Genomic DNA, 18,787 nt, shown 5'->3' on the forward strand with positions numbered 1-18,787 from the left:
GTTCCCCGCCTACTCCCCACCCGCGCAAGGCCGTATCGGCAGCCGCAGCGCGTTATCAGGCAGCGACGCCCCATCTGGCGTCGTGCCGGGGTATCGCTGCCCACTGGCGAAGTCATAAACGCCAACCAGCAGGTCAGTCGCGTCCGCGGCGGCCATGCGGCGCACTTCCTGCGCCTGCCACGCACGCCCCAAAGGCAGCAGATCGGGGCGCAGCCCCAGCGGGGGACCATCCGCCTGCGCCACCAGCCGCCCCGCCGCGTCTAACGCCTGCACGAAAAGGGATGTCGATGCCGGCATTCCCCCTCCCTCTCCCGTTTGCCAACGCAACATCGCCCGCACCTCTCCCGCGCACGTTTGCGCCGCCGCCGCCATCAACACATACGGCCCCAGATACGCTACCGGCGCCCCCGCCTGCCGTGGCACAATGCGTCCCGCCGCCTCCGTACGCACCCCCGCCGCATCGTAGCGCGAAATCAACACCAACGTCCCCTGCCCCCAATGACCCGCCACCTCCGCCAACGACGACTGCGCCTGCACCCCATATCCATACCCCGGACTCGTGAGCAAGTCCGGCACTTCCACCGCCCACTCCGGGCGCTGCCCCAACCCGTTTTCCTCCGTCCACTCCTCCACGAACAGATACGGCCCCAACATAGACACAAATTCTGCGCCTAGCGGATAAACATTGTGCGTGGGGGCGATCCATGCCGGCAAATTCACCCACAGCACGCCTTCCGTCGGTCCCCCCTCGGCCAATGCCGCCCGCGCCACCGCCAGCGGGCTGGTCAGATTGGCATACGCCACCAGCCGCCCGCGTACAAATGCCCCTCCGCTGACCAGAATAAACAATACCATTGTTCCCCACGCCAGCCGCCCCCAACTTCGCCTTGCCGGCCAATCCCCCATCGGCTGTAGCAGCACCGGCCATAGCAACGCCAGCCCCACGCTGCTCAAATACAGCAGGCGTGGCCCATTCAACAAGTAGTCGGATGGCAACGGCAGCGCCACCACAAGGGATGCCAGCAGCCACCAGCCGCCCCCCAGCAGCAGCGGCCAACGGTAGCGCGGTGTCCGCGCCGCCCACAGCGCCAGCAACAAAGTCAGACCCGCGCCGGCCAGGATAAGGCTGGTTGCCGGCAGAGTGGGCCAGACGTGGGCAAACCAGGTAAAGGGATAAGCAAACGCTTGCAACAGATAAAGCAGCTTGAGGCCGAGTCCCCCTGCCATGCCTTCCGCCGCCTGTGGCGCCCGCGTGATCGGCAGCAGTTGGTAGCCCAGGGCGTAGATCGCACCCGCTGCCGTCAAGCCCCAGGCGCTTGCCGGCAAACGCAGCCAGCGCCGCCGCCCCCCCGTACCTTCCTGCCAGGCCAGCAGTGCCGCCAGCGGACCAAAGAGAATGCCCGATTCGTGGCTCAAGAGCGCGAGCAGGAAAAATAGCCCCGTTAACCCCGCCCAGAAAATGCGACGCCGCGACGATGCCGGCAAAAAACGCAAATAAGCGTGCAGTCCCAGAAGAATCAACCCCGCCGTGGTGGGGTGTACATTATGGCCATAGACGGCCACGGCCTGGTAGGAAAAGGGAAACAGCACCAGCAGCAGCCCAGAAAGACCCGCCCACAGCGTCTTCCGCCACAGCCGCCAGGACAACCACGCCAGCAGCAGCCCATTCAGGGCGTGTTGGAACACATTGAGGCCGTGCAGCAGCCAGGCGGGATAATGGCCGAATACACGCTTGATTAGCAGCAAGGGGAAAAAAGTGAGCGGGCGATAGAAGCCAAACGCCTCCGTGGGCAGCCAGACGGAGGCCAGGGTCAGCCCTTTGCTGATGCGTATGTGCAGCAGGGTGTCGTAAATCAGGGGCAGGCGCAGCGTAGGCGCGTACAGAAGGAGGGCCACCAGGAAGGGCAGACCACCCCACAACAGCCAGTGATGGACGCGGCCTTTTGTCGCGCCTCCCGCCGCCGCTGTGTCTCCTGCCAGGCCCGGCTGCTCGCTCAATTTGCCTCTCAGGTGCGGTTGAAGCCGCGTGCTAACTGTGCCAGGGAGATGTGGATGAGGGTGGGCCGCCCATGGGGGCAGGTGTGCGGGTTGCGGCACAGTTCTAGCTGCTGGATCATGGCTTGCATTTCCGCAACGGAGAGGGGTTGGCCGGCTTTGACGGCGGCGGTTTTGCAGACGCGGCGGATGATGCGGGCTTCGATCTGGCCTTGTAGGGGGGAGCGGGTTTCGTCTTCTTCCAGTTCGTCAACGACGGCCAGGAGGGCTTTGCTGGGGTCCTGGTGCGCGAGAATTGCCGGCACGCTCCGCACCACAAAGCTATTCGGACCAAACGGCTCCACCACAAAACCCAACCCCGCCAGCCGCTCCAACTGCTCTTCCAGCAGCGCCGCCTGTGCCGGTGTCACATGCACCGCCGCCCCCGCCACCAACCCTTGCGCCGCCACCCCATTCTGGCCCCACTCCGCCATAAACTGCTCGTACAAAATACGCTCGTGCGCCGCGTGCTGGTCCAGCAAAAACATCCCCTCCGGCCCTTCCGTCACAATGTAGGCCGCGCCCACCTGCCCCACTACGCGCATAATCGGCAGGCGTTCCCCGCCCAGGTCAGCACTGTTCTCGTCAGGAAAATAAGCCGGCGCATGATCATGCTCCGCATCGTTGCGCGGCAAAAAAGGCGCGGCGGGCGCGGTGCGAGGAAAAGTCAGACTGAGCTGACTGCGCAGGTCGGCGGCCCCCGTTCCCCAATCCTCGTCCCCCTGGCGCGCAAACGAAGGGCGGTCCATCGACCCTTCCCAGCGGAACACCCCCTCCGGGCGCACCTGCGTGAACCCGCGCACGGGCGCATCCGCCACGATTGTCTCCCGCACCGCTCGTTGCACCGCGCCAAAAACGGCGTTCGCCTGGCGGAAACGCACCTCCGTCTTCGCCGGATGCACATTCACGTCCACCATGTCGTAGGGCAGACTAATAAAAACGACGGCAATGGGATAGCGCCCCACGGGCAGCAGCGTGTGGTACGCCTGGATGATGGCGTAAGTGAGCGAACTGTCCTTGATCCAGCGCCCGTTGACGAACAGCGTGATCTGCCCCCGATTGGCGCGGTGCAGGCTGGGCGGTCCCGCAAAACCAGACACAGTGATGGCGTGGCCGGACGGCGGGGTGTCTGGGTTCGCGGAAAAGGGGGAGTCCGTGTCGTCGTCATCTTCGGATGGCATCGCCGGAGTCCCGTGAATTTCCAGCAGGTCGCGCGCCGTTTCCGGGCCATAGACCGCTACCAGCACGTCCCGCAGACTGCCGCTGCCGCTGCTCTGAAAGGTGACGCGCCCATCGTGCGTGAGGCGGAAGCGCACTTGCGGATACGCTAGCGCGTAGCGGGTGACGAACTCGTCAATCAGGCGGCGCTCGCTGGCGATGCTCTTCAGGAACTTGAGGCGGGCGGGAACGTTGTAAAACAGGTTCTCCACGGCGATCACCGTGCCTTGCGGCGCGCCCACCGTCTCGCGTCCGGCCGGGTGTCCCCCTTCCAGCACCAGCCGCACGCCCGCCGCCTCCCCCGCGGCCCGCGTGACCATCGTCGCCTGGCTCACCGCCGAAATCGCCGCCAACGCCTCGCCGCGAAAACCCAGCGTGCGAATGTGGTTCAAATCCTCAACCGATTGCAGCTTGGAGGTGGCGTGCCGCTTGAAGGCCGTTTGCATGTCGGCGGCGGGGATGCCCGCGCCGTCGTCCGCCACTTGAATCAGCTTCCGCCCCCCCGCGCGCACGTCCACGTTAATGGTCGTCGCTCCCGCGTCCAGGGCGTTCTCCACCAACTCCTTCACCACCGAGGCGGGGCGTTCCACCACCTCACCGGCGGCAATTTGCGACGCAAGCTGCTCAGACAACACACGAATCGGCATAGTCCGCCTATTTTACCACACTCGCCCAGCGTATTGTCTACTTTATGCGCCGCAGCGCAGGCGGGCGAGGACGGCGTGGTGGTCGGAGTGGGGGGCGTCGGGGGGGTGTAGGTGGCGGGCTTCCAGGATTTGCCAGGCGGCGCAGCCGGGTTGCCAGAAGAGGTAATCGAGGCGACGACGCCGGCGGCCCCAGAGGCCGTCGTGGGTGGTGGCGTCGGCGTGGGGGTGAACGCAGCGGAAGAGGTCTAGCCATTGGCTGCTGGCGCGCTTGATCTGGCGCGCTGTCTCGTGGGCATTGAAGTCGCCGCCAACGAGGGCGGGGTCGTCTCCGATCCAGCCGCGTAGATCGTCGAGTTGGGCGCTGTTTTGCCGCCGTTCCAGAGCCAGGTGGGTGGAGAAGACGGGCATTTCGCCCCAATGGGTGCGTACGGTCGCGCCCAGGGCCAGCCGCCGCACAAACGGGAGCGGCTCCGGTTGTAGCTGGCGCAGCCGGGGTGCTGTCAAGGGGTAACGGCTGAGGACGGCCAGCCCTTCCTCAAAGCCCAGGGTGGGTTCGTGCCCATTGGCGCGGGCGTAGGCGTAGGCCATGCCCAGCCGCTGCGCCAGCCATTCATCTACGCGCAATTTGGGCGTGCGCGAGACTTCTTGCAGCAAAAGGACGTCTACCTGCTCCCGCTCCACGAGGGCGGCAAATGCTTCCAGGCGGGACCGTAACTGCCGCTGGCGCGGCCAATCGTGCCACAAGTTGGCCGTCATCACGGTCAATGCCGCCGATGATGGGGGAGCGGAGCGGGGCGGATGGGGCTGAAAGAGCATCTGTTCCGTGGGGGAAGCCACGGCAAGAATACGGTGATAAATGTGGCGCAGTCTGTCAGCTCCGGGCCATTTTTTGCCCAGACGGGCGATAGATTGTAGTCGGTTGAGCCAGGGGGATGTGGGCAGCGGCGAGAGGGTAGGTACGAGAAGGGGTGAATCTGTGGACAAGCGGGTCTCCATTCAGGTGTAGGGTTTAGAATGAGAGCAAGCGCGAATGGCTTTTCTGGATACGAACGGCGCAAGTTTTCACGAATTTAGCTTGATTTTTACTGCCGTGTCATGAGGGTACGCGCTCTTTGTACGTGATGTCGGAGATGGTTATATCGTGGGAGGCGCGTTATGAGAAGCGCTGACGCCCTTTTTCCCAGGCATCTCTCATTCCTTGCAGGAATTCGGGCACGACCTGTTGCGGGAAGCGGGGCCAGGTGAGGAGGACGACGAGGAGGAGCCAGATGAGGATGCCCCAGCCCCACGGCTGCGCGTGACGCATGACGATGAAGACGAAGGTGAGGTAGACGGGGGCCTGGCACAACATGCCTAGTGATCGTTGCAAACCCCAGCGCCAGAAGACGAGCAGCCAACAGAGGACGTAAATGGTGGCATAAATGGGAGGGATGTAGCCGGCGGCGGCCAGGTAGGTCAGTAGTCCGGCGGCGAAAAATATGTCTACTTGTAGGTCGTGGACGCCAATCCAGGTCTGGCGGTCAAGGGCGTGACGACGGGCCAATAGGCCATCAGCAATGTCGCCCGTCCAGTCAATGAGCAGCAGCCAGGCTACGGTAGGGAGCGCGGCCGCGCCTTGCCATAAACCCAACCAGATTACCAGGAGGGAGAACAAAATGCGTGTCCAGGTGATCAAGTCGGCCAGTTTTTTGGTGACGGGCATGGGATACCTCCGGCGACCAGGGCGAAGGGGACGTTCGCAGTCGCCAGAGGACGTCGAGGGGGCTTTCGTATGGCGGTGGGCGTGCCTGCAAGCGTCGCCGCTTATTATGTGCGGCTCTGCTAACATTATAGCGCATTTTGGCCCTGGCCTGGGACGGGACAGGGTAGCGTGGCCGCGCAGCGGAAGATTGCAAGAATCTCGCAGATTTTTGTAATCTGGGAGCGGTTAGTACTTTATCAGTGGAATTCTTGTGCAGAAGGCAAGAAAATCATCAAAGATTACGCAGACTTCGCAGATAAAAAATCTGCGTAATCTGCGTAATCTTTAGCGACGGAGGAAGGAGAGGTAGACGTGTTGGAGGGTGGCGGAGGTGGGGGTGGCGGCGCGGCCGATGACTTCGATTTCGTTGAGGGCGGCGACGTTTTCCCACCACCAGCGGCCGTGGACGCTCTGGATTTTGAAGCGGAGGTGGTCGGCGATGAGGGGTTGGGGGAGGGTGATGGTTGTGCCGCCGTCGCTGAGGGCGTGTACGCGGCCTACGTTGACGCTGGCAACGATCTGACCATCCAGCGAAAGTTCCAACAGGCCCGCGCGCACATAGTAGTCGCCATCCTCCACCGGCTGACCAAAACCATCCCAATCGCCCCCGCTGGGCGGTGGCCCCACCAGACGGATGCGCTGAATCAGCATGTCCCGCGGCCAGTTCAGCTCCACCCATTCGCCAAAGGGATGCCCTGAAGCGGAAATCCAGCCATTGCTATCATCCTGGAACGGTTCGGCGCCCGTGGCGGCGGGAACCCAACCACGACGATCATTGATATTTGCCGGCAGGAACGAGTCATCATAGATACTGCTGGCGCTGGCCTCGGCATAGGGCGCGACGTTGGTCCATCCCGCTTTGGCCTCCGCCAGATTGGTATCCAGGGAGCCACTGACGTGTCCCATGTGGCAGCCGGTGCAGGTGACGACTTCGCCGGGGCGGGCGTAGGCGCTGCCCTGGGCGATGGAAACGTAGCCACGGTTCCAACCGGTGATGGCGCGGCCGAACACGTCGCGCAGGACGATGAAGCCCATGGTGTCCGCCGGGACGGTGGCCGTAAACGCGCCGTGGGCATCAACGGAGACTTGTGTCCAGAGGACGGCGCGAACCTGGTTATCCTGGCGGAAGTTGTCGCACGGCTGCGGCCAGTCGGGCCAACCATTTTCGCCCGGATAGCAGTATGCGCCCGTGAACTGGTTGGCGTCTACCCACACTTGAGCATAGGCGACGCTGCCGGGCGGGGGCGAGTTGTTCACGTAGGGGAGGTCCAGGGGGGCGTTGGCATAAACATTGGGGTTGTGGATGGTGGCGGTGAGGATGTCGGCGCGGCCGCGCTGGCTGAAGGCGTATTGCGGCAGGTCGTTTGGCAGATTGCCCCAGAGGGGGTCGTCGCTGGGCGCGTCCGCGTAGGCGTCGGGCAGGGAGGTCCAGCCGACGCGGGGGGAGATGGGTTTGGCATCCATGACGTCGGCGGTGGGCAGGCCGATGCCGGCAAGGTCAACCCAGACGGGTGTTTGCGCGCTGCCGTCCAGGTTCATCCAGTACAGTTCATAGCGCAGGTTGGAGCCTTGCAGGTCGTAGAAGTGGAAGCCTTCCTGGTAGGTTCCGGAATGGGGTAGGCTGTTGTCTTCGCGGGACTGGGCGTAGAGGATGCGGCCATCGGGCAGGCCCCAGGGGTGGAGGGCGTAAGGGCCGGATTCGTCGCCGTCGCCCCAGGCTTTGTCGTAGTCGAGGCCGGCGATAGCGGGGGTGGTGTTGGCGGCCATCATGCTTACTTCGGGCTGGCCGATGCGGATGCCGGTTTTTAGGGTGGTGTGGACCATGGAGCTGTCGGTTTGGGCGGTGTAGGCGATGTAGAGGTGGTTGTTGTGGAGGAGGGGGGCGGGTTGGGTGGCGGCGTAGGTATCGTAGATGCCGGCATCGTCCGTCAGAGACCACCAGTAGCGAGGCGTCCAAACAAAGCGGCGGAGTTCGGCGCCATCGGGGTTGAGGACCATGAGATGCCAGGTGTTGGGGGCTTCGCGGATTTCCGTGCCGCCGGGGAGCATACCGGTGGCGGGGTTGAAGGTGGCGTCGGGGTTGGCATAGATGAGGGTTCCGTCGGGCAGGAGTTGGTCGTGGTTGGCGTTGTCGATGCGGTTGTAGATGCCGGCATTTGCCGGCTGATTAAACTGATTCCACCACCGCGTCGCCAGGATACGCCCATCCGGCAGCGGCGTCGGATGCAGCAGCCCCGCCCGCTCCGTCGTGATCCGGTGCAAACCGGAGCCATCCCCATTCATCACATACAGATTATACGAAGCCCGCTCATCGTAATGGGCGCGCGTGGGGTAACGGGACGAAGCAAAAACAATGCGCCCATCCGCCAGATACGCGGGAAAAAGGTCGTTGTAATGGTAGTACGTTTCCAGATTGCCAAAATCGGCGGCGTTGGGAATCGTGATGTCGCGGTCGGCGAAGGTAAGCTGATGGAACCCGCTGCCATCCACGTTGATCTCATACAGCCGCCAGCCATATTCGGGATGGTCCGGGTTCAGCGTCTTGGCGCCGGCAAAGAGAATGCGCTGCGCGTCAAAACTGACATCGGGCGACTGCACGTCCACCAGGCCGGGCGTCTCGTAGACAAACAACGACCCATCCGCATTCCGCCGCACCAGGCGGCTGCCCGGCGCGTACTTCGTCAGACCCGTGCCAAACTGCCCCGCCGGACCCACTTCGTCGCCAAAGATGTCGTCCGGGGTGGCGAGATGGGCGCGGGCCACAAAAATGATGGGGGGCAGGTCGTCCGCCGCGCGCGCGGCGGGGCGCAAGGGGAGCAGGGGGATAAACACGGCAAATAAGCCCAACAAGAGTAGGGCAAAGGGGAGAGAACGACGGTATGTGCGCATGCAGACCTCGTGGGAATGTCTCCTGTTTGCTGTCGCCCTGAAAGAAGGGTACGCGGCGGCGGGCTGGCTGTAAAGAGGACTATCGGACCATTGAAGGAGGTGGGAGAGGAAGTTGGAATTTTCGCCGCAAAAACGGTATCATGGCGGTAACAACATCTGGAACATGCCACTTTTCTTTAACGACTATGCCTTTTCAACCTGATTACGACGTTCCGCCTGAGCGTTTGCCGTATATGATGCCGGCATCTTCCGTCGGCGTCCTCATGCTGCATGGCTTCATGGGTAGCCCGTACAGCTCCCGCCCCCTGGCCGAATTCCTACACGGGCGCGGCATCACCATGCACTGCCCCCTTCTGCCCGGCCACGGCCACTGGCCCGACAAATTCCACCGCGTCTCCCGCCGCGCCTGGATCGCCGAGGCCACCGAAGCCCTGTCCACCCTGCGCCAGACGTGCGACCAGATATTCCTCATGGGGCACTCCATGGGCAACGTCCTCGCCGCTAATCTGCTGCCGCGCAACCCCGACGTGCGCGGCTTCATCTTGCTGGCCCCCATTTACGACACGCCGGACAGGCGGCTCAACCTTGTCCCCTTCATTCGCTACCTGGTTCCCTGGCTCTATCCGCACAAGAGCCACAGTATGCAGAAGTTGGTGCGTGAGCGCGTGCTGGATTTCGACCCCACGTTTGACTTCGACGCGCCGAACGCGGAAGCGTTTTTGCGCCGGGCGACACGCATGCCTACGTCTGGCCTGGATGAGATGCGCAAGATAGTGCGATTAGGCCGGACGTTGTGGCCGCGGGTGACAACGCCGGCGCTGATTTTGGATGGGGGGCACGATATTGCGGTTAGTTCTGGTTCTGGTGCGGCGATTTTCGCGGAAATGCCGGCACGCGACAAACATCACCACCACTTTCCCCAGGCCGGCCACGAACTCATGCGCCCCCAGGACCCCGCCCACCCCGAAGTCTGGGCGCTGGTGTGGGAATTCATCCAACAGCGCGCCAACACACCGGAATAAGGTGCTGGAGTTTGGCGAATTCCACATAGGGTGATCGGAATCGAGGCTTTAGCCGGGTCAACCCCCATATGTGGACCGGCTGAAGCCTCGACTCCAAAACCGCCAGAGTTCAGTAAGGTGAAAGACTGGAGCAGTTTCCAAGACTGCTCCAGTCTTTCTACTCTACGGCCCGTTAATCAGGTCAACGGCGGCAAACGCATCAATCTGCCCAAACCCATGAATGGGATTAGGATACTGGTTGTAGGGACGCAGGCAAGTATCCGGGCCGGGAGGTGCGCCCAGGTTACGCTGCGCCGTATAGGCCAGAATCGCGTAAATTTGCCCCATCGTCAGGCTCGGCTGTTCCGAAAGCAGGAGGGCAATCGTGCCCACCATATGCGGCGCGGCCATGGATGTGCCAGAGTACACGGCGTAGGCATTATCGTTGCTGTTCACGGACGAACGCACGCTGTTGCCCGGCGCCACGAAATCTGGCTTGAGCTGGCGGAACTGTCCCGGACCTTTACTGCTGAAGGAAGCCAGCACGTCGCTGCTGGTGGTAGCCCCAATGCCGAAGACGTTGCTATAGTCGCCAGGCGAGCCGGCCGTGTTGCAGGAGGAGCCGGAATTGCCAATGGAGAAGACGGGGATGATGCCCGCCCCCAACCACGCATTCACGTAGGATTGATACCAGGGGTCGCCGCCGCCGCCGCCCCAGGAGTTGTTGATCACATGCGGCGCCATGGCGCAGTTCGGATCAGAGCCATCCACCCGCGTGGGGCAGAGCATCCACTGCGCCGCGGCAATCAACTCCGGATCGGTGGGAACCGTTCCCAGCCCTGCCGTCATCCACTTCGCGCCGGGGGCCACGCCAATCTGGTTGCTGCCCCCATCGTCGCCCACCATCGTGCCCATCGTATGCGTGCCGTGCCCCAACGGGTCGGTCGGCACGGCGTAGGTGAAGCTGGGGTCGTACCAGTTGTAGTCGTGCGTGAACGTGCCATTGCCGTTATTGCCGCGATATTGATTGACCAGGGCATTGTGCGTGTAGCGGGTCCCGGAGTCAATGCTGGCAACGACCACGCCCTGCCCGGTGTTGCCCGTGGGCCACACCAGGTTGGCGCGAATCTTTTGTACGCCCCATTCCACGGCCTCCGCCGTATCCGGGGCGGGTTCCTGCGTCACGGGCCAGATCATTTCCACAAGATGGCTACCGCGCACATAGTCTACATCGGGGCGCGCCGCCAGCGCCTGCACCAGCGCCAGGTCGGCGTCATAAACGAGGACGCTGTTGTTGATCCAGAAGGATTGGTAGCGCGCGCCCTGGCCGTCCAGCCAGCGCAGCAGGTCCGCCTGACTGTCCGCGGCCAGCGCCGTGAGGGTGTCGTGGACGGTGTTTAGCCGCTGCACGCGGTCGGTGATGGCCGCGGCGGCGGAGAGGTCGGCGTTGGCCGTCATTTTGACGAAGACGTCGGTGCGCGGCTGTGTCGCCAGTTGGTCCAGGATAAAGCTGTCGATGTTGGCCGCGTAGCCTTTCAGGCTGGGGTCGGCGGTGGCGGGAGTGGAGGTGTGCAGGGCAATGCCGGCAATCACCGCCACCACCACAACCAACCACAACCATTGCGGCTTTCTAATTCGTTGCATGGTTCATCTCCTTTGTTGTACGCAACTTGTGGGAAAAAGAGAATCGCCCATTGCCAAGCAGGGCCGCCCCATTATAAAGGAAAGCGCGCGCAATAAGAAATGGTGACGCGGACCGCGTTGGGCAGGATTGACACGCCCATGTCCCTCGCTATAATCAACCATCAGGGACAAGGGCGTCGCCTCGGCGCTGCGTCCCCTTTCTTTAGGCGTTTATTGACAATCGTAAACAAGCTGTTTACAATCCAAGCATGATTCGAACATTTGCGGATCGTAAAACAGCACGATTTTATGCGACTGGAAAATCGCGTCATTTCCCACCCGACATCCATAGACGCGCAGCTATCCGGCTTACGCAACTGAACGCCGCCATACGGGTTCAAGATGTGCGGTTGCCTCCCTCGAACCGGCTGGAAGCACTCAGTCACGACCGCAACGGGCAATGGAGTGTTCGAATCAATGACCAATGGCGCGTCTGTTTTCGATTTGAAGATGGCGATGCTTTTGATGTAGAGATAGTTGACTACCACTAGACCGAGGTATCCATGATAGACAATGGTCTGCCACCGATTCATCCTGGCGAGTTTTTGGCCGAGATATTGGAAGAGTTGGCGATCTCTCAGGCGCAGTTCGCGCGTGCCATAGACGTCTCACCGATGCGGGTTTCACACATCATCAACCATTCACGACCAGTGACCGCGGAGTTGGCCCTGCGCTTTGGGCGAGCATTTGGTCAATCTCCGCAATACTGGCTCAATCTGCAAGCCGCATACGACCTGAAACAAGCAGAGGCCGCTATGGGAGAGAGACTGTTGGCAGTTACGGAACTGGTGACCGCATGACATCAGCTATGACTGTTCACCGCGGCATCTCAATTTATCGGGATGGTCTCGTCCCCAAAAGCCAAGACAAGAGCCAGACACACCGATCCTTTGTTGATGACCGTCCAAAAATAAATTTGCACTTTTACGGACGGTTACTGCCAAGCTATCATAGATAGCCGCTATCATAGATAGCCGCTATCATAGATAGCCGCTATCACGGATAGCCGCTATCACGGATAGCCGTTGTCCGCGCATTTCCGCTAATTTAATTGCGGACAGCCACTAATGGTCGCACTGCATTTAACCATGGAGGGTGTCATCCCCGTCGCAGGCGGGGATGACACCCACTTTTTGGGGGCCGTTTTTGGCGCAGACGCGCCCAAAACGGCCCCCAGTCACGAATTTTTGTGCATTATGTTTCATGAAGGAGTAAAAGCGGATCTATGATGAAACGTTGGATTATGTTATTGATGTTGGTTGTTGTGTTAGTCTCTTGTAACAGCGGGGGCCAACCAAACCTAACAGTGGACCAGGCTATGTAAGCATTTAGAGACGCTGGCCTAGAATGCGAGAATCCACAACCTGTGTCAAAAACTGATGATTCACCCTTGCCCAAAACGTTTGTAGATGCGAAGCGATGTGTGATTCCGTCCATAGCCGCCGACCACGGCCTTCGGGTTTTTGCATTTGAAAATAAAAGTGACTTGAAAATGGTGCAGGACTATTACGAAGGATTTAGTAGTGTTTTCGGCAGCTACGTGTACGTGCGCGATAACTTGCTCTTCCAAACCGGCGTCAGTATGCCGAAGGAACTGGCCGAGCAGTATCATGAAACATTTGAGTCAATCCAACCCTAGTCAGCCTACGGCTAAGGCCAATGCGGGAATCAAGTGGGCGGCTGACACACGCTGCATCTGACCCGCGCCTTTGGCGCTCCGTTGTATCGCGGCCTTTTGTATTGGTTGGTGGGCTTGTTCAGAGTGGCAGTCGCGCAAATCCGGCGCGGGCAGATGAGATCCGCCATTGCCATCCTCATTTGACGCATACAAAAAGAATTCAACATGCTTGACCAAATTGCTAAAGTTGTCTCTCGCTTTGAAGAGATCGAACTGACCATGACCAACCCGGCGGTTATCGCCGACTACAACCGCCTCACCGATCTGGCGCAGGAACGCGCCGAAATGGAACCGCTGGTGCTGGCCTACCGCGAACACGCCGCCGTGCGCCAGGACATTGGCGACGCCAGAGATCTGCTGGAAATCGAAGAAGATGAGGCCATGCAGGCTTTTCTGCAAGAAGAATTGACGCAACTGGCGCGGCGACAGGAAGAACTGGAGGTGCGGATGCGTTCGCTGCTGGTTCCCAAAGACCCGCGCGACAAACGCAACGTCTTCATTGAAATTCGCGCCGGAGCCGGTGGAGACGAAGCCGGCATTTTCGCCGCCGACTTGCTGCGTATGTACGCCCGTTATGCCGAAGGCCGCAACTGGAAGCCGGAAATTATCGACGAAAACAGCACCGGCGTGGGCGGCTACAAGGAAGTCATCCTCTCCGTCAAAGGGGAGGGGGCCTATTCCCGCCTCAAGTTTGAAAGCGGCGTGCATCGCGTGCAGCGCGTGCCCGTCACGGAATCGCAGGGGCGCATTCACACCAGCACGGCTACCGTCGCCGTGATGCCGGAAATTGACGACGTGGACATCACCATTGACGAGCGCGAACTGGAGATCACGTCTACCTTTTCGTCGGGGCCAGGCGGCCAGCACATGCAGAAGAACGCCACCGCCGCCCGCGTGGTGCATATCCCCACGGGCATCATGGTTAAAGTGCAGACGGAGCGTAGTCTGACGCAAAACAAGCGGCTGGCTATCGCCATCATCCAGGCGCGACTGCAAGAGGCGGCGGAAGAGGCGCAGCACGCCACCGTGGCCGCCGACCGCCGCGCCCAGGTAGGTACGGGCGACCGCAGCGAGAAAATCCGCACCTACAATTACCCGCAAAACCGGGTGACGGACCACCGTATTGGGTATTCGAGTTATAATCTGGTGGGCGTGATGGATGGGGACATTGACCAGTTCATTGACGCCCTCACCGTGGCCGACGAAGCGGAAAAACTGGCCGCGCTGACGTAAACAACCATCTTCCCGGAAGCTTTTGCCCAGGAGCATCATCCGTGACGAAGCTTCCGGGAAGATCATTTACAGAGGCGTTCCCCATGAGCGGGGCGCACCACGAGATACGAAAATAATCACAGATGGCGCAGATGACGCAGATTTATCTGGCAGATCTATCTGATGGTCGTTGGCGAACGGGGTTTCTATCCACTTTTCACTATCCACTTTTCACTATTTTCGTAGGAGACTTCACCGGCTGTCGCCGACCACCATGAATGAAAATGGTGTGCCGTTGTAGCCCGATTTTCCAAATCGGGCGGGCGATTTGGAAAATCGCCCTACATTTTCGAAGGAGTACTTGATGAGCGCAGCTACTTATCAGCCCCGCGGACTTTTTTTTGAGTCATTCGAGGTCGGGCAGGTTTTTATCACCAGCAGTCGTACGGTCACGGAGACGGATATTGTGAATTTTGCCGGCATGTCCGGTGACTACAACCAGATTCACACCGATGCCCACTTCGCCGCCCAGGGCGGATTCGGGCAGCGCGTGGCCCATGGCCTGCTCGTCATGTCCATCGCCACCGGCCTGGCCGTGCAAAGTGGCTTCATCGAAGGAACCGTCATCGCCTTCCGCGAAATTAGCGGCTGGAAATTCAGCCTGCCCGTCTTCATTGGCGACACCATCCACGCCCGCCTGGAAATTACGGAAACCAAAGCGATGCGACGGCTCGGCGGCGGCGCGATCACCCTCAAAGTGGAAATCGTGAATCACAAAGACGAGGTCGTGCAGCGCGGCAGTTGGGTCATGCTCGTCAAAAGCGGGGAAACAGTCAACTGAGAACAAAAAACGGAAAACGTTCGCTCGTTGCCCGTTGACTGTTTACTCGAGTCTGGCGAAATCCACATAGGGTGATTGGCGTCGAGGCTTTAGCCGGGTCAGACCCCATATGTGGGCCGGCTGAAGCCTCCACTCCAAAAACGCCAGAGTCTAGCTGTTTATTGTTAATCATGAACGACGAAACCCGTTCTCCAGAGTCCACCCCAGAAGAGACGCCGGCGCCCAAACGCCGGCGCGAAGTCTCGCTGCTGGACTTGATGAATCTGGCCGCCCAGGAGACGGACGGTGGCGAGGAGACTGAACTCCCTGCAAGCGCCGGCACGTCGCCTGTTACGCCGGCGCGCGCGGTTCCGCCCGCCCTGACCCGTGACGAGGAGGAAACGGGCACAGTTGCCCCGCCTCCGACGGCGCGCCCGCCAGCCGCCGCGCCGCCTCCGCTCATTGCCGCCGACCTGCCTCCCGCCCCTCATCCCCCCGAAATAGACGAAAACGCCACCCGCGTGCAGCCGCGCGTGGCGTTTCCTGAGCATACACAGTTGGATTTGCCGGCATCTCCTCCTTCCGACGCCGCCCCCACCCTCATCGTGCGCCACCAGGATGCGCCCCGGCATCGCCCCGGACAACCGCCGCCCCCCGCCGCCGACCAACCCACCAGCCTCCCCACGCAGCCGCCCGCGCCCGCCCCCCAGACCCACCCCACCACGCCGGCGCGCCAACGCCTGCCCCAGCGGCAAGCCCCGCCGCCGTCCTCCACCACGCGCGTGGTCGTGCCCGCGCGCCCGCAACCGCCAGATATTCCCAAACCCAAACCACGCCGGAACTGGGGCCGTACCTTGCCGCGCGTATTTCTGATTGGCCTGCTTCTCCTGCTCATTGGCGCCAGCCTGGGCGTCATGGGGCTGGCCATTGGCTACATTTCGATTGCGCGCCAGCTCCCTTCGCCAACGGAACTGCGCGGCGCGGCCAGCACGTTCGAGACGGCGCGGATTTATGATCGGGCGGGGAATTTGCTCTACTCGTTGGCCGACCCAAATGCCGGCAATCGCACCTACGTCCCCATCGCCCAAATCGCCCCCGACCTGATCAACGCCACCATCGCCACCGAAGACAGCCGCTTCTACACCAACCCCGGTTTCGACCTCGTCGGCATCGCCCGCGCCGTCTGGCAGGCCACCCAGGAAGGGGAATTCGTCTCCGGGGCCAGCACCATCACGCAGCAGTTGGCCCGTGCCCTTCTCCTGGATGAAGAAGAACGCACCCAGCGCACCTTCACGCGCAAAGTCAAGGAAATCGTCCTCGCCGCCGAACTAAACCGCACCTACAGCAAAGACGACATCCTCGAACTCTACCTGAACGAAATCAACTACGGCAACCGCGCCTACGGCATCGAAGCCGCCGCCCAGACCTACTTCCACAAATCCGCCGCCGACCTCACCCTGTCCGAAGCCTCCCTCCTCGCCGGTCTGCCCCAGGCTCCCGCCCTCTGGGACCCCTACGCCGCGCCCGATAAGGCGCTGGGTCGCCAGGCGGAAGTCCTCGGCCTCATGGTCAAGGATGGCTATATTACGCCCGCGGCGGCTCAGGAAGCCCTCAACGAATCCAACATTGTCGTCTACAACATGCAGCCGCCGGAAGTGACCATCGCCCACCCCCATTTCACCTTCACCGTGCTGCAAGAACTGGAGCAGACGATTGGCTCCCAGGCCATTTACCGCGGCGGGCTGCGCATCTTCACCACCCTCGATCCGCAAACGCAAGACCTGGCGGAAGCCACCCTCGCCGGCCACCGCGCCGACGTCAACGCCGCCGGGGCCAACAACGCCGCCTTCGTGGCGCTGGACCCCACCACCGGCGCAATTATCGCCCTCGTCGGCAGCCTCGACTACAACGACGAAGCTATCAGCGGGCAGGTCAACATGGCGCTGCAACCGCGCCAGCCTGGCTCCAGCATCAAGCCGCTGGTTTATCTCACCGCCTTTGAACAGGGTTGGACCCCCGCCACCCTCATCTGGGATGTGCAGACGCAGTTCCCCGATGGGGCCAACCCGCCTTACGTGCCCAAGAACTACGACAACCAGTTCCATGGACCGGTACGACTGCGCCAGGCGTTGGGCAATTCTTTTAACATTCCGGCGATCAAGGCGCTGGAATTCGTGGGCGTGTGCCCTTTTCTGGAGCGCGCGCAGGTGTTTGGGCTATCCTTGCGCGACGATGGCTGCGATGAAGTCGGGCAGCCGCGCAATGTGGGGCTTTCGTTGGCCGTTGGCGGCGGCGCGGTCAGCCCGCTGGAGATGGCCGCCGGTTTCAGTCTGCTGGCAAATGGCGGCCATCGGCTGCCTCCCTACACCATCAGCCGTATTGAGAATCGCAGCGGGGATGTGTTGTTCGCGCACGCGCCCGCCGATGCGCGGGAGAGTCTGGTGGCCCGCCCGGAACAGACGGCGCTGCTCACCAACATCCTCGCGGACAATGGCGCGCGCCAGCCCTCTTTTGGCCTGAACAATCTGCTGGTGATCCCCGGACAGGATGTGGCCGCGAAAACGGGCACGTCCGGCTCTACCAGCGCGGATGTGCGTGATGGCTGGACGATTGGCTACACGCCGGAGGTGGTGGCGGCGGTGTGGGTGGGCAACACGAACAATGAGCCGGTGGGTGAGGGGCAGTCGGGCTACCGCATGGCGTCTCCTATCTGGCACGATTTTATGCAGCCGTATTTGGCGGGGAAGGAGCGCGTGGGGTTTGCGTTGAGTGCCGGCATTTTCGAAACCGAAATCTGCGCCGACTCTGGCACCCTCCCCGGTCCCGCCTGCCCCAACCGCGTGCGCGAACTGTTCGCCCAGGACCAGCCCCCCCTTGATGCCGGCAACGACTTCCTCCGCATCCTGCCCATTGACCTCTGGACCAACCAGATCGCCAACGAACATTGTTCCGAATCCATGTTCGAGGCTCCGTTCGCCTCCTTGCTCGTCAGCGGCGCGGACAACGTGCGCGACCGCGAACAACGTCTGGCCCAGGCGTGGGTGGAAAACACGGAAACAGGCCATCGCTGGGCCGCCAATCGCGGCCTCACCCTCCCGTTGCGTTTCCCCCCCACCGCGCAGTGCGCCCCGGACACGCCCCGCCCCGTCCTCTCCATCGCCCAACCCGCGCCCGATAGCAACGTTACCGGCGTATTCGACATTGTGGGAACCGCCCGCGGCCCCAATATGGCCGGCTACCGCCTCGAATTTGGCCTCAGCCACGATCCCGGCGGCTGGGGACTGATCCAGGATTGGCAGCCCGCGCCGGTGGAAAACGGCCTGCTCGGACGCTGGGATGCCGGTGACTTGCCCGGCGGCCCGATCACCATCCGCCTGCTGCTCACCGGCCCCGACAACCCCTACACGCCAGACAACGATCCCGTTATCCTGGAGACGCGCATCCGCTTGCAGCTTCTCGAACCGACCGCCACCCCTACGCCCACGCCCACCAATACGCCGACGCCAACGGAAACCCCCACGCCCACGAGCACGTCTACGTCCACCGTCACGCCCTCGTCCACGCCTACGGTGACGCCTGGGGTGACGCCTACGGTAACGCCTACGGTGAAGGCCACCATTGCCGGCACGGACACCCCCACGCCACCCCCCGCCGCGACGGAAACGCCTGCACCCTTGCCCAGTGACACACCCGTCGCCACTGCCGCCCCCACGGACACGCCCCCACCCACAGCCACGGAGACTCCCCCCTCTCCCTAGACAACGCACAACCAACTTGCGCCATCAAAGGATGAGACGGTGCGGAGAAGCGGCCACTCGCCTGGACCAGGGGAATCCACGCCATCCCCCCCTACGCTAATTTAGT

13 protein-coding genes are annotated in these 18,787 nt (G+C 61.9%); 7 read left to right on the forward strand and 6 right to left on the reverse strand.

Annotated elements, in window-relative coordinates:
- Positions 1–9: 9 nt before the first annotated feature.
- The 5 genes from H6650_01105 to H6650_01125 form a co-directional block, all read right to left on the reverse strand.
- Positions 10–1,998, reverse strand: coding sequence for a hypothetical protein (locus tag H6650_01105; GenBank protein MCB8950588.1), 1,989 nt, complete (start codon positions 1,996–1,998; stop codon positions 10–12).
- An 8-nt stretch (positions 1,999–2,006) separates the two neighbouring features.
- Positions 2,007–3,899 carry a DNA mismatch repair endonuclease MutL gene (gene mutL / locus H6650_01110; protein ID MCB8950589.1) on the reverse strand — a complete coding sequence of 631 codons (1,893 nt, stop codon included), beginning with the start codon at positions 3,897–3,899 and terminating at the stop codon, positions 2,007–2,009.
- Between the two features lie 42 nt (positions 3,900–3,941).
- Positions 3,942–4,883, reverse strand: a complete 942-nt coding sequence (locus H6650_01115; GenBank protein MCB8950590.1) for an endonuclease/exonuclease/phosphatase family protein — start codon at positions 4,881–4,883, stop codon at positions 3,942–3,944.
- 169 nt (positions 4,884–5,052) lie between these two features.
- Positions 5,053–5,601, reverse strand: coding sequence for a CDP-alcohol phosphatidyltransferase family protein (locus H6650_01120; GenBank protein MCB8950591.1), 549 nt, complete (start codon positions 5,599–5,601; stop codon positions 5,053–5,055).
- A gap of 324 nt (positions 5,602–5,925) precedes the next feature.
- Positions 5,926–8,529: a hypothetical protein gene (locus tag H6650_01125; protein MCB8950592.1), complete on the reverse strand. Its 2,604-nt coding sequence runs from the start codon at positions 8,527–8,529 to the stop codon at positions 5,926–5,928.
- A 185-nt stretch (positions 8,530–8,714) separates the two neighbouring features.
- Here H6650_01125 and H6650_01130 point away from each other — a divergent pair, with 185 nt between their 5' ends.
- Positions 8,715–9,551: an alpha/beta fold hydrolase gene (locus H6650_01130; protein MCB8950593.1), complete on the forward strand. Its 837-nt coding sequence runs from the start codon at positions 8,715–8,717 to the stop codon at positions 9,549–9,551.
- A 162-nt stretch (positions 9,552–9,713) separates the two neighbouring features.
- Here H6650_01130 and H6650_01135 read toward each other — a convergent pair whose 3' ends face one another.
- Positions 9,714–11,174: a S8 family serine peptidase gene (locus tag H6650_01135; protein ID MCB8950594.1), complete on the reverse strand. Its 1,461-nt coding sequence runs from the start codon at positions 11,172–11,174 to the stop codon at positions 9,714–9,716.
- Positions 11,175–11,422: 248 nt separating this feature from the next.
- Between H6650_01135 and H6650_01140 the strand changes: the two genes are divergently transcribed.
- The 6 genes from H6650_01140 to H6650_01165 all read left to right on the forward strand — a co-directional run bounded on the left by H6650_01140 (position 11,423) and on the right by H6650_01165 (position 18,681).
- Positions 11,423–11,704 (forward strand): type II toxin-antitoxin system RelE/ParE family toxin, encoded by a 282-nt coding sequence (locus H6650_01140; protein MCB8950595.1) that lies wholly within the window; start codon positions 11,423–11,425, stop codon positions 11,702–11,704.
- 12 nt (positions 11,705–11,716) lie between these two features.
- Positions 11,717–12,013, forward strand: a complete 297-nt coding sequence (locus tag H6650_01145; GenBank protein ID MCB8950596.1) for a HigA family addiction module antidote protein — start codon at positions 11,717–11,719, stop codon at positions 12,011–12,013.
- Between the two features lie 590 nt (positions 12,014–12,603).
- Complete coding sequence (locus H6650_01150) at positions 12,604–12,852, forward strand: hypothetical protein (protein ID MCB8950597.1); 249 nt, start codon at positions 12,604–12,606, stop codon at positions 12,850–12,852.
- Positions 12,853–13,056: 204 nt separating this feature from the next.
- Complete coding sequence (prfA, locus tag H6650_01155; protein MCB8950598.1) at positions 13,057–14,124, forward strand: peptide chain release factor 1; 1,068 nt, start codon at positions 13,057–13,059, stop codon at positions 14,122–14,124.
- Positions 14,125–14,467: 343 nt separating this feature from the next.
- Positions 14,468–14,944 (forward strand): MaoC family dehydratase N-terminal domain-containing protein, encoded by a 477-nt coding sequence (locus H6650_01160; GenBank protein MCB8950599.1) that lies wholly within the window; start codon positions 14,468–14,470, stop codon positions 14,942–14,944.
- A 170-nt stretch (positions 14,945–15,114) separates the two neighbouring features.
- The gene (locus tag H6650_01165; GenBank protein ID MCB8950600.1) at positions 15,115–18,681 is read left to right on the forward strand and encodes a PBP1A family penicillin-binding protein; all 3,567 of its coding nucleotides are present in this window, start codon (positions 15,115–15,117) and stop codon (positions 18,679–18,681) included.
- The last annotated feature ends 106 nt before the right edge of the window (positions 18,682–18,787 follow it).

Source organism: Ardenticatenales bacterium, from assembly GCA_020634515.1.
GTDB lineage: Bacteria > Chloroflexota > Anaerolineae > Promineifilales > Promineifilaceae > JAGVTM01.

What these genes read in the sequence shown, in the direction of transcription:
- mutL (MCB8950589.1), bottom strand. Translation starts at nt 3,899, where the DNA reads ATGCCGATTCGTGTGTTGTCTGAGCAGCTTGCGTCGCAAATTGCCGCC.
- H6650_01120 (MCB8950591.1), bottom strand. Translation starts at nt 5,601, where the DNA reads ATGCCCGTCACCAAAAAACTGGCCGACTTGATCACCTGGACACGCATT.
- H6650_01125 (MCB8950592.1), bottom strand. Translation starts at nt 8,529, where the DNA reads ATGCGCACATACCGTCGTTCTCTCCCCTTTGCCCTACTCTTGTTGGGC.
- H6650_01130 (MCB8950593.1), top strand. Translation starts at nt 8,715, where the DNA reads ATGCCTTTTCAACCTGATTACGACGTTCCGCCTGAGCGTTTGCCGTAT.
- H6650_01135 (MCB8950594.1), bottom strand. Translation starts at nt 11,174, where the DNA reads ATGCAACGAATTAGAAAGCCGCAATGGTTGTGGTTGGTTGTGGTGGTG.
- H6650_01140 (MCB8950595.1), top strand. Translation starts at nt 11,423, where the DNA reads ATGATTCGAACATTTGCGGATCGTAAAACAGCACGATTTTATGCGACT.
- H6650_01145 (MCB8950596.1), top strand. Translation starts at nt 11,717, where the DNA reads ATGATAGACAATGGTCTGCCACCGATTCATCCTGGCGAGTTTTTGGCC.
- prfA (MCB8950598.1), top strand. Translation starts at nt 13,057, where the DNA reads ATGCTTGACCAAATTGCTAAAGTTGTCTCTCGCTTTGAAGAGATCGAA.
- H6650_01160 (MCB8950599.1), top strand. Translation starts at nt 14,468, where the DNA reads ATGAGCGCAGCTACTTATCAGCCCCGCGGACTTTTTTTTGAGTCATTC.
- H6650_01165 (MCB8950600.1), top strand. Translation starts at nt 15,115, where the DNA reads ATGAACGACGAAACCCGTTCTCCAGAGTCCACCCCAGAAGAGACGCCG.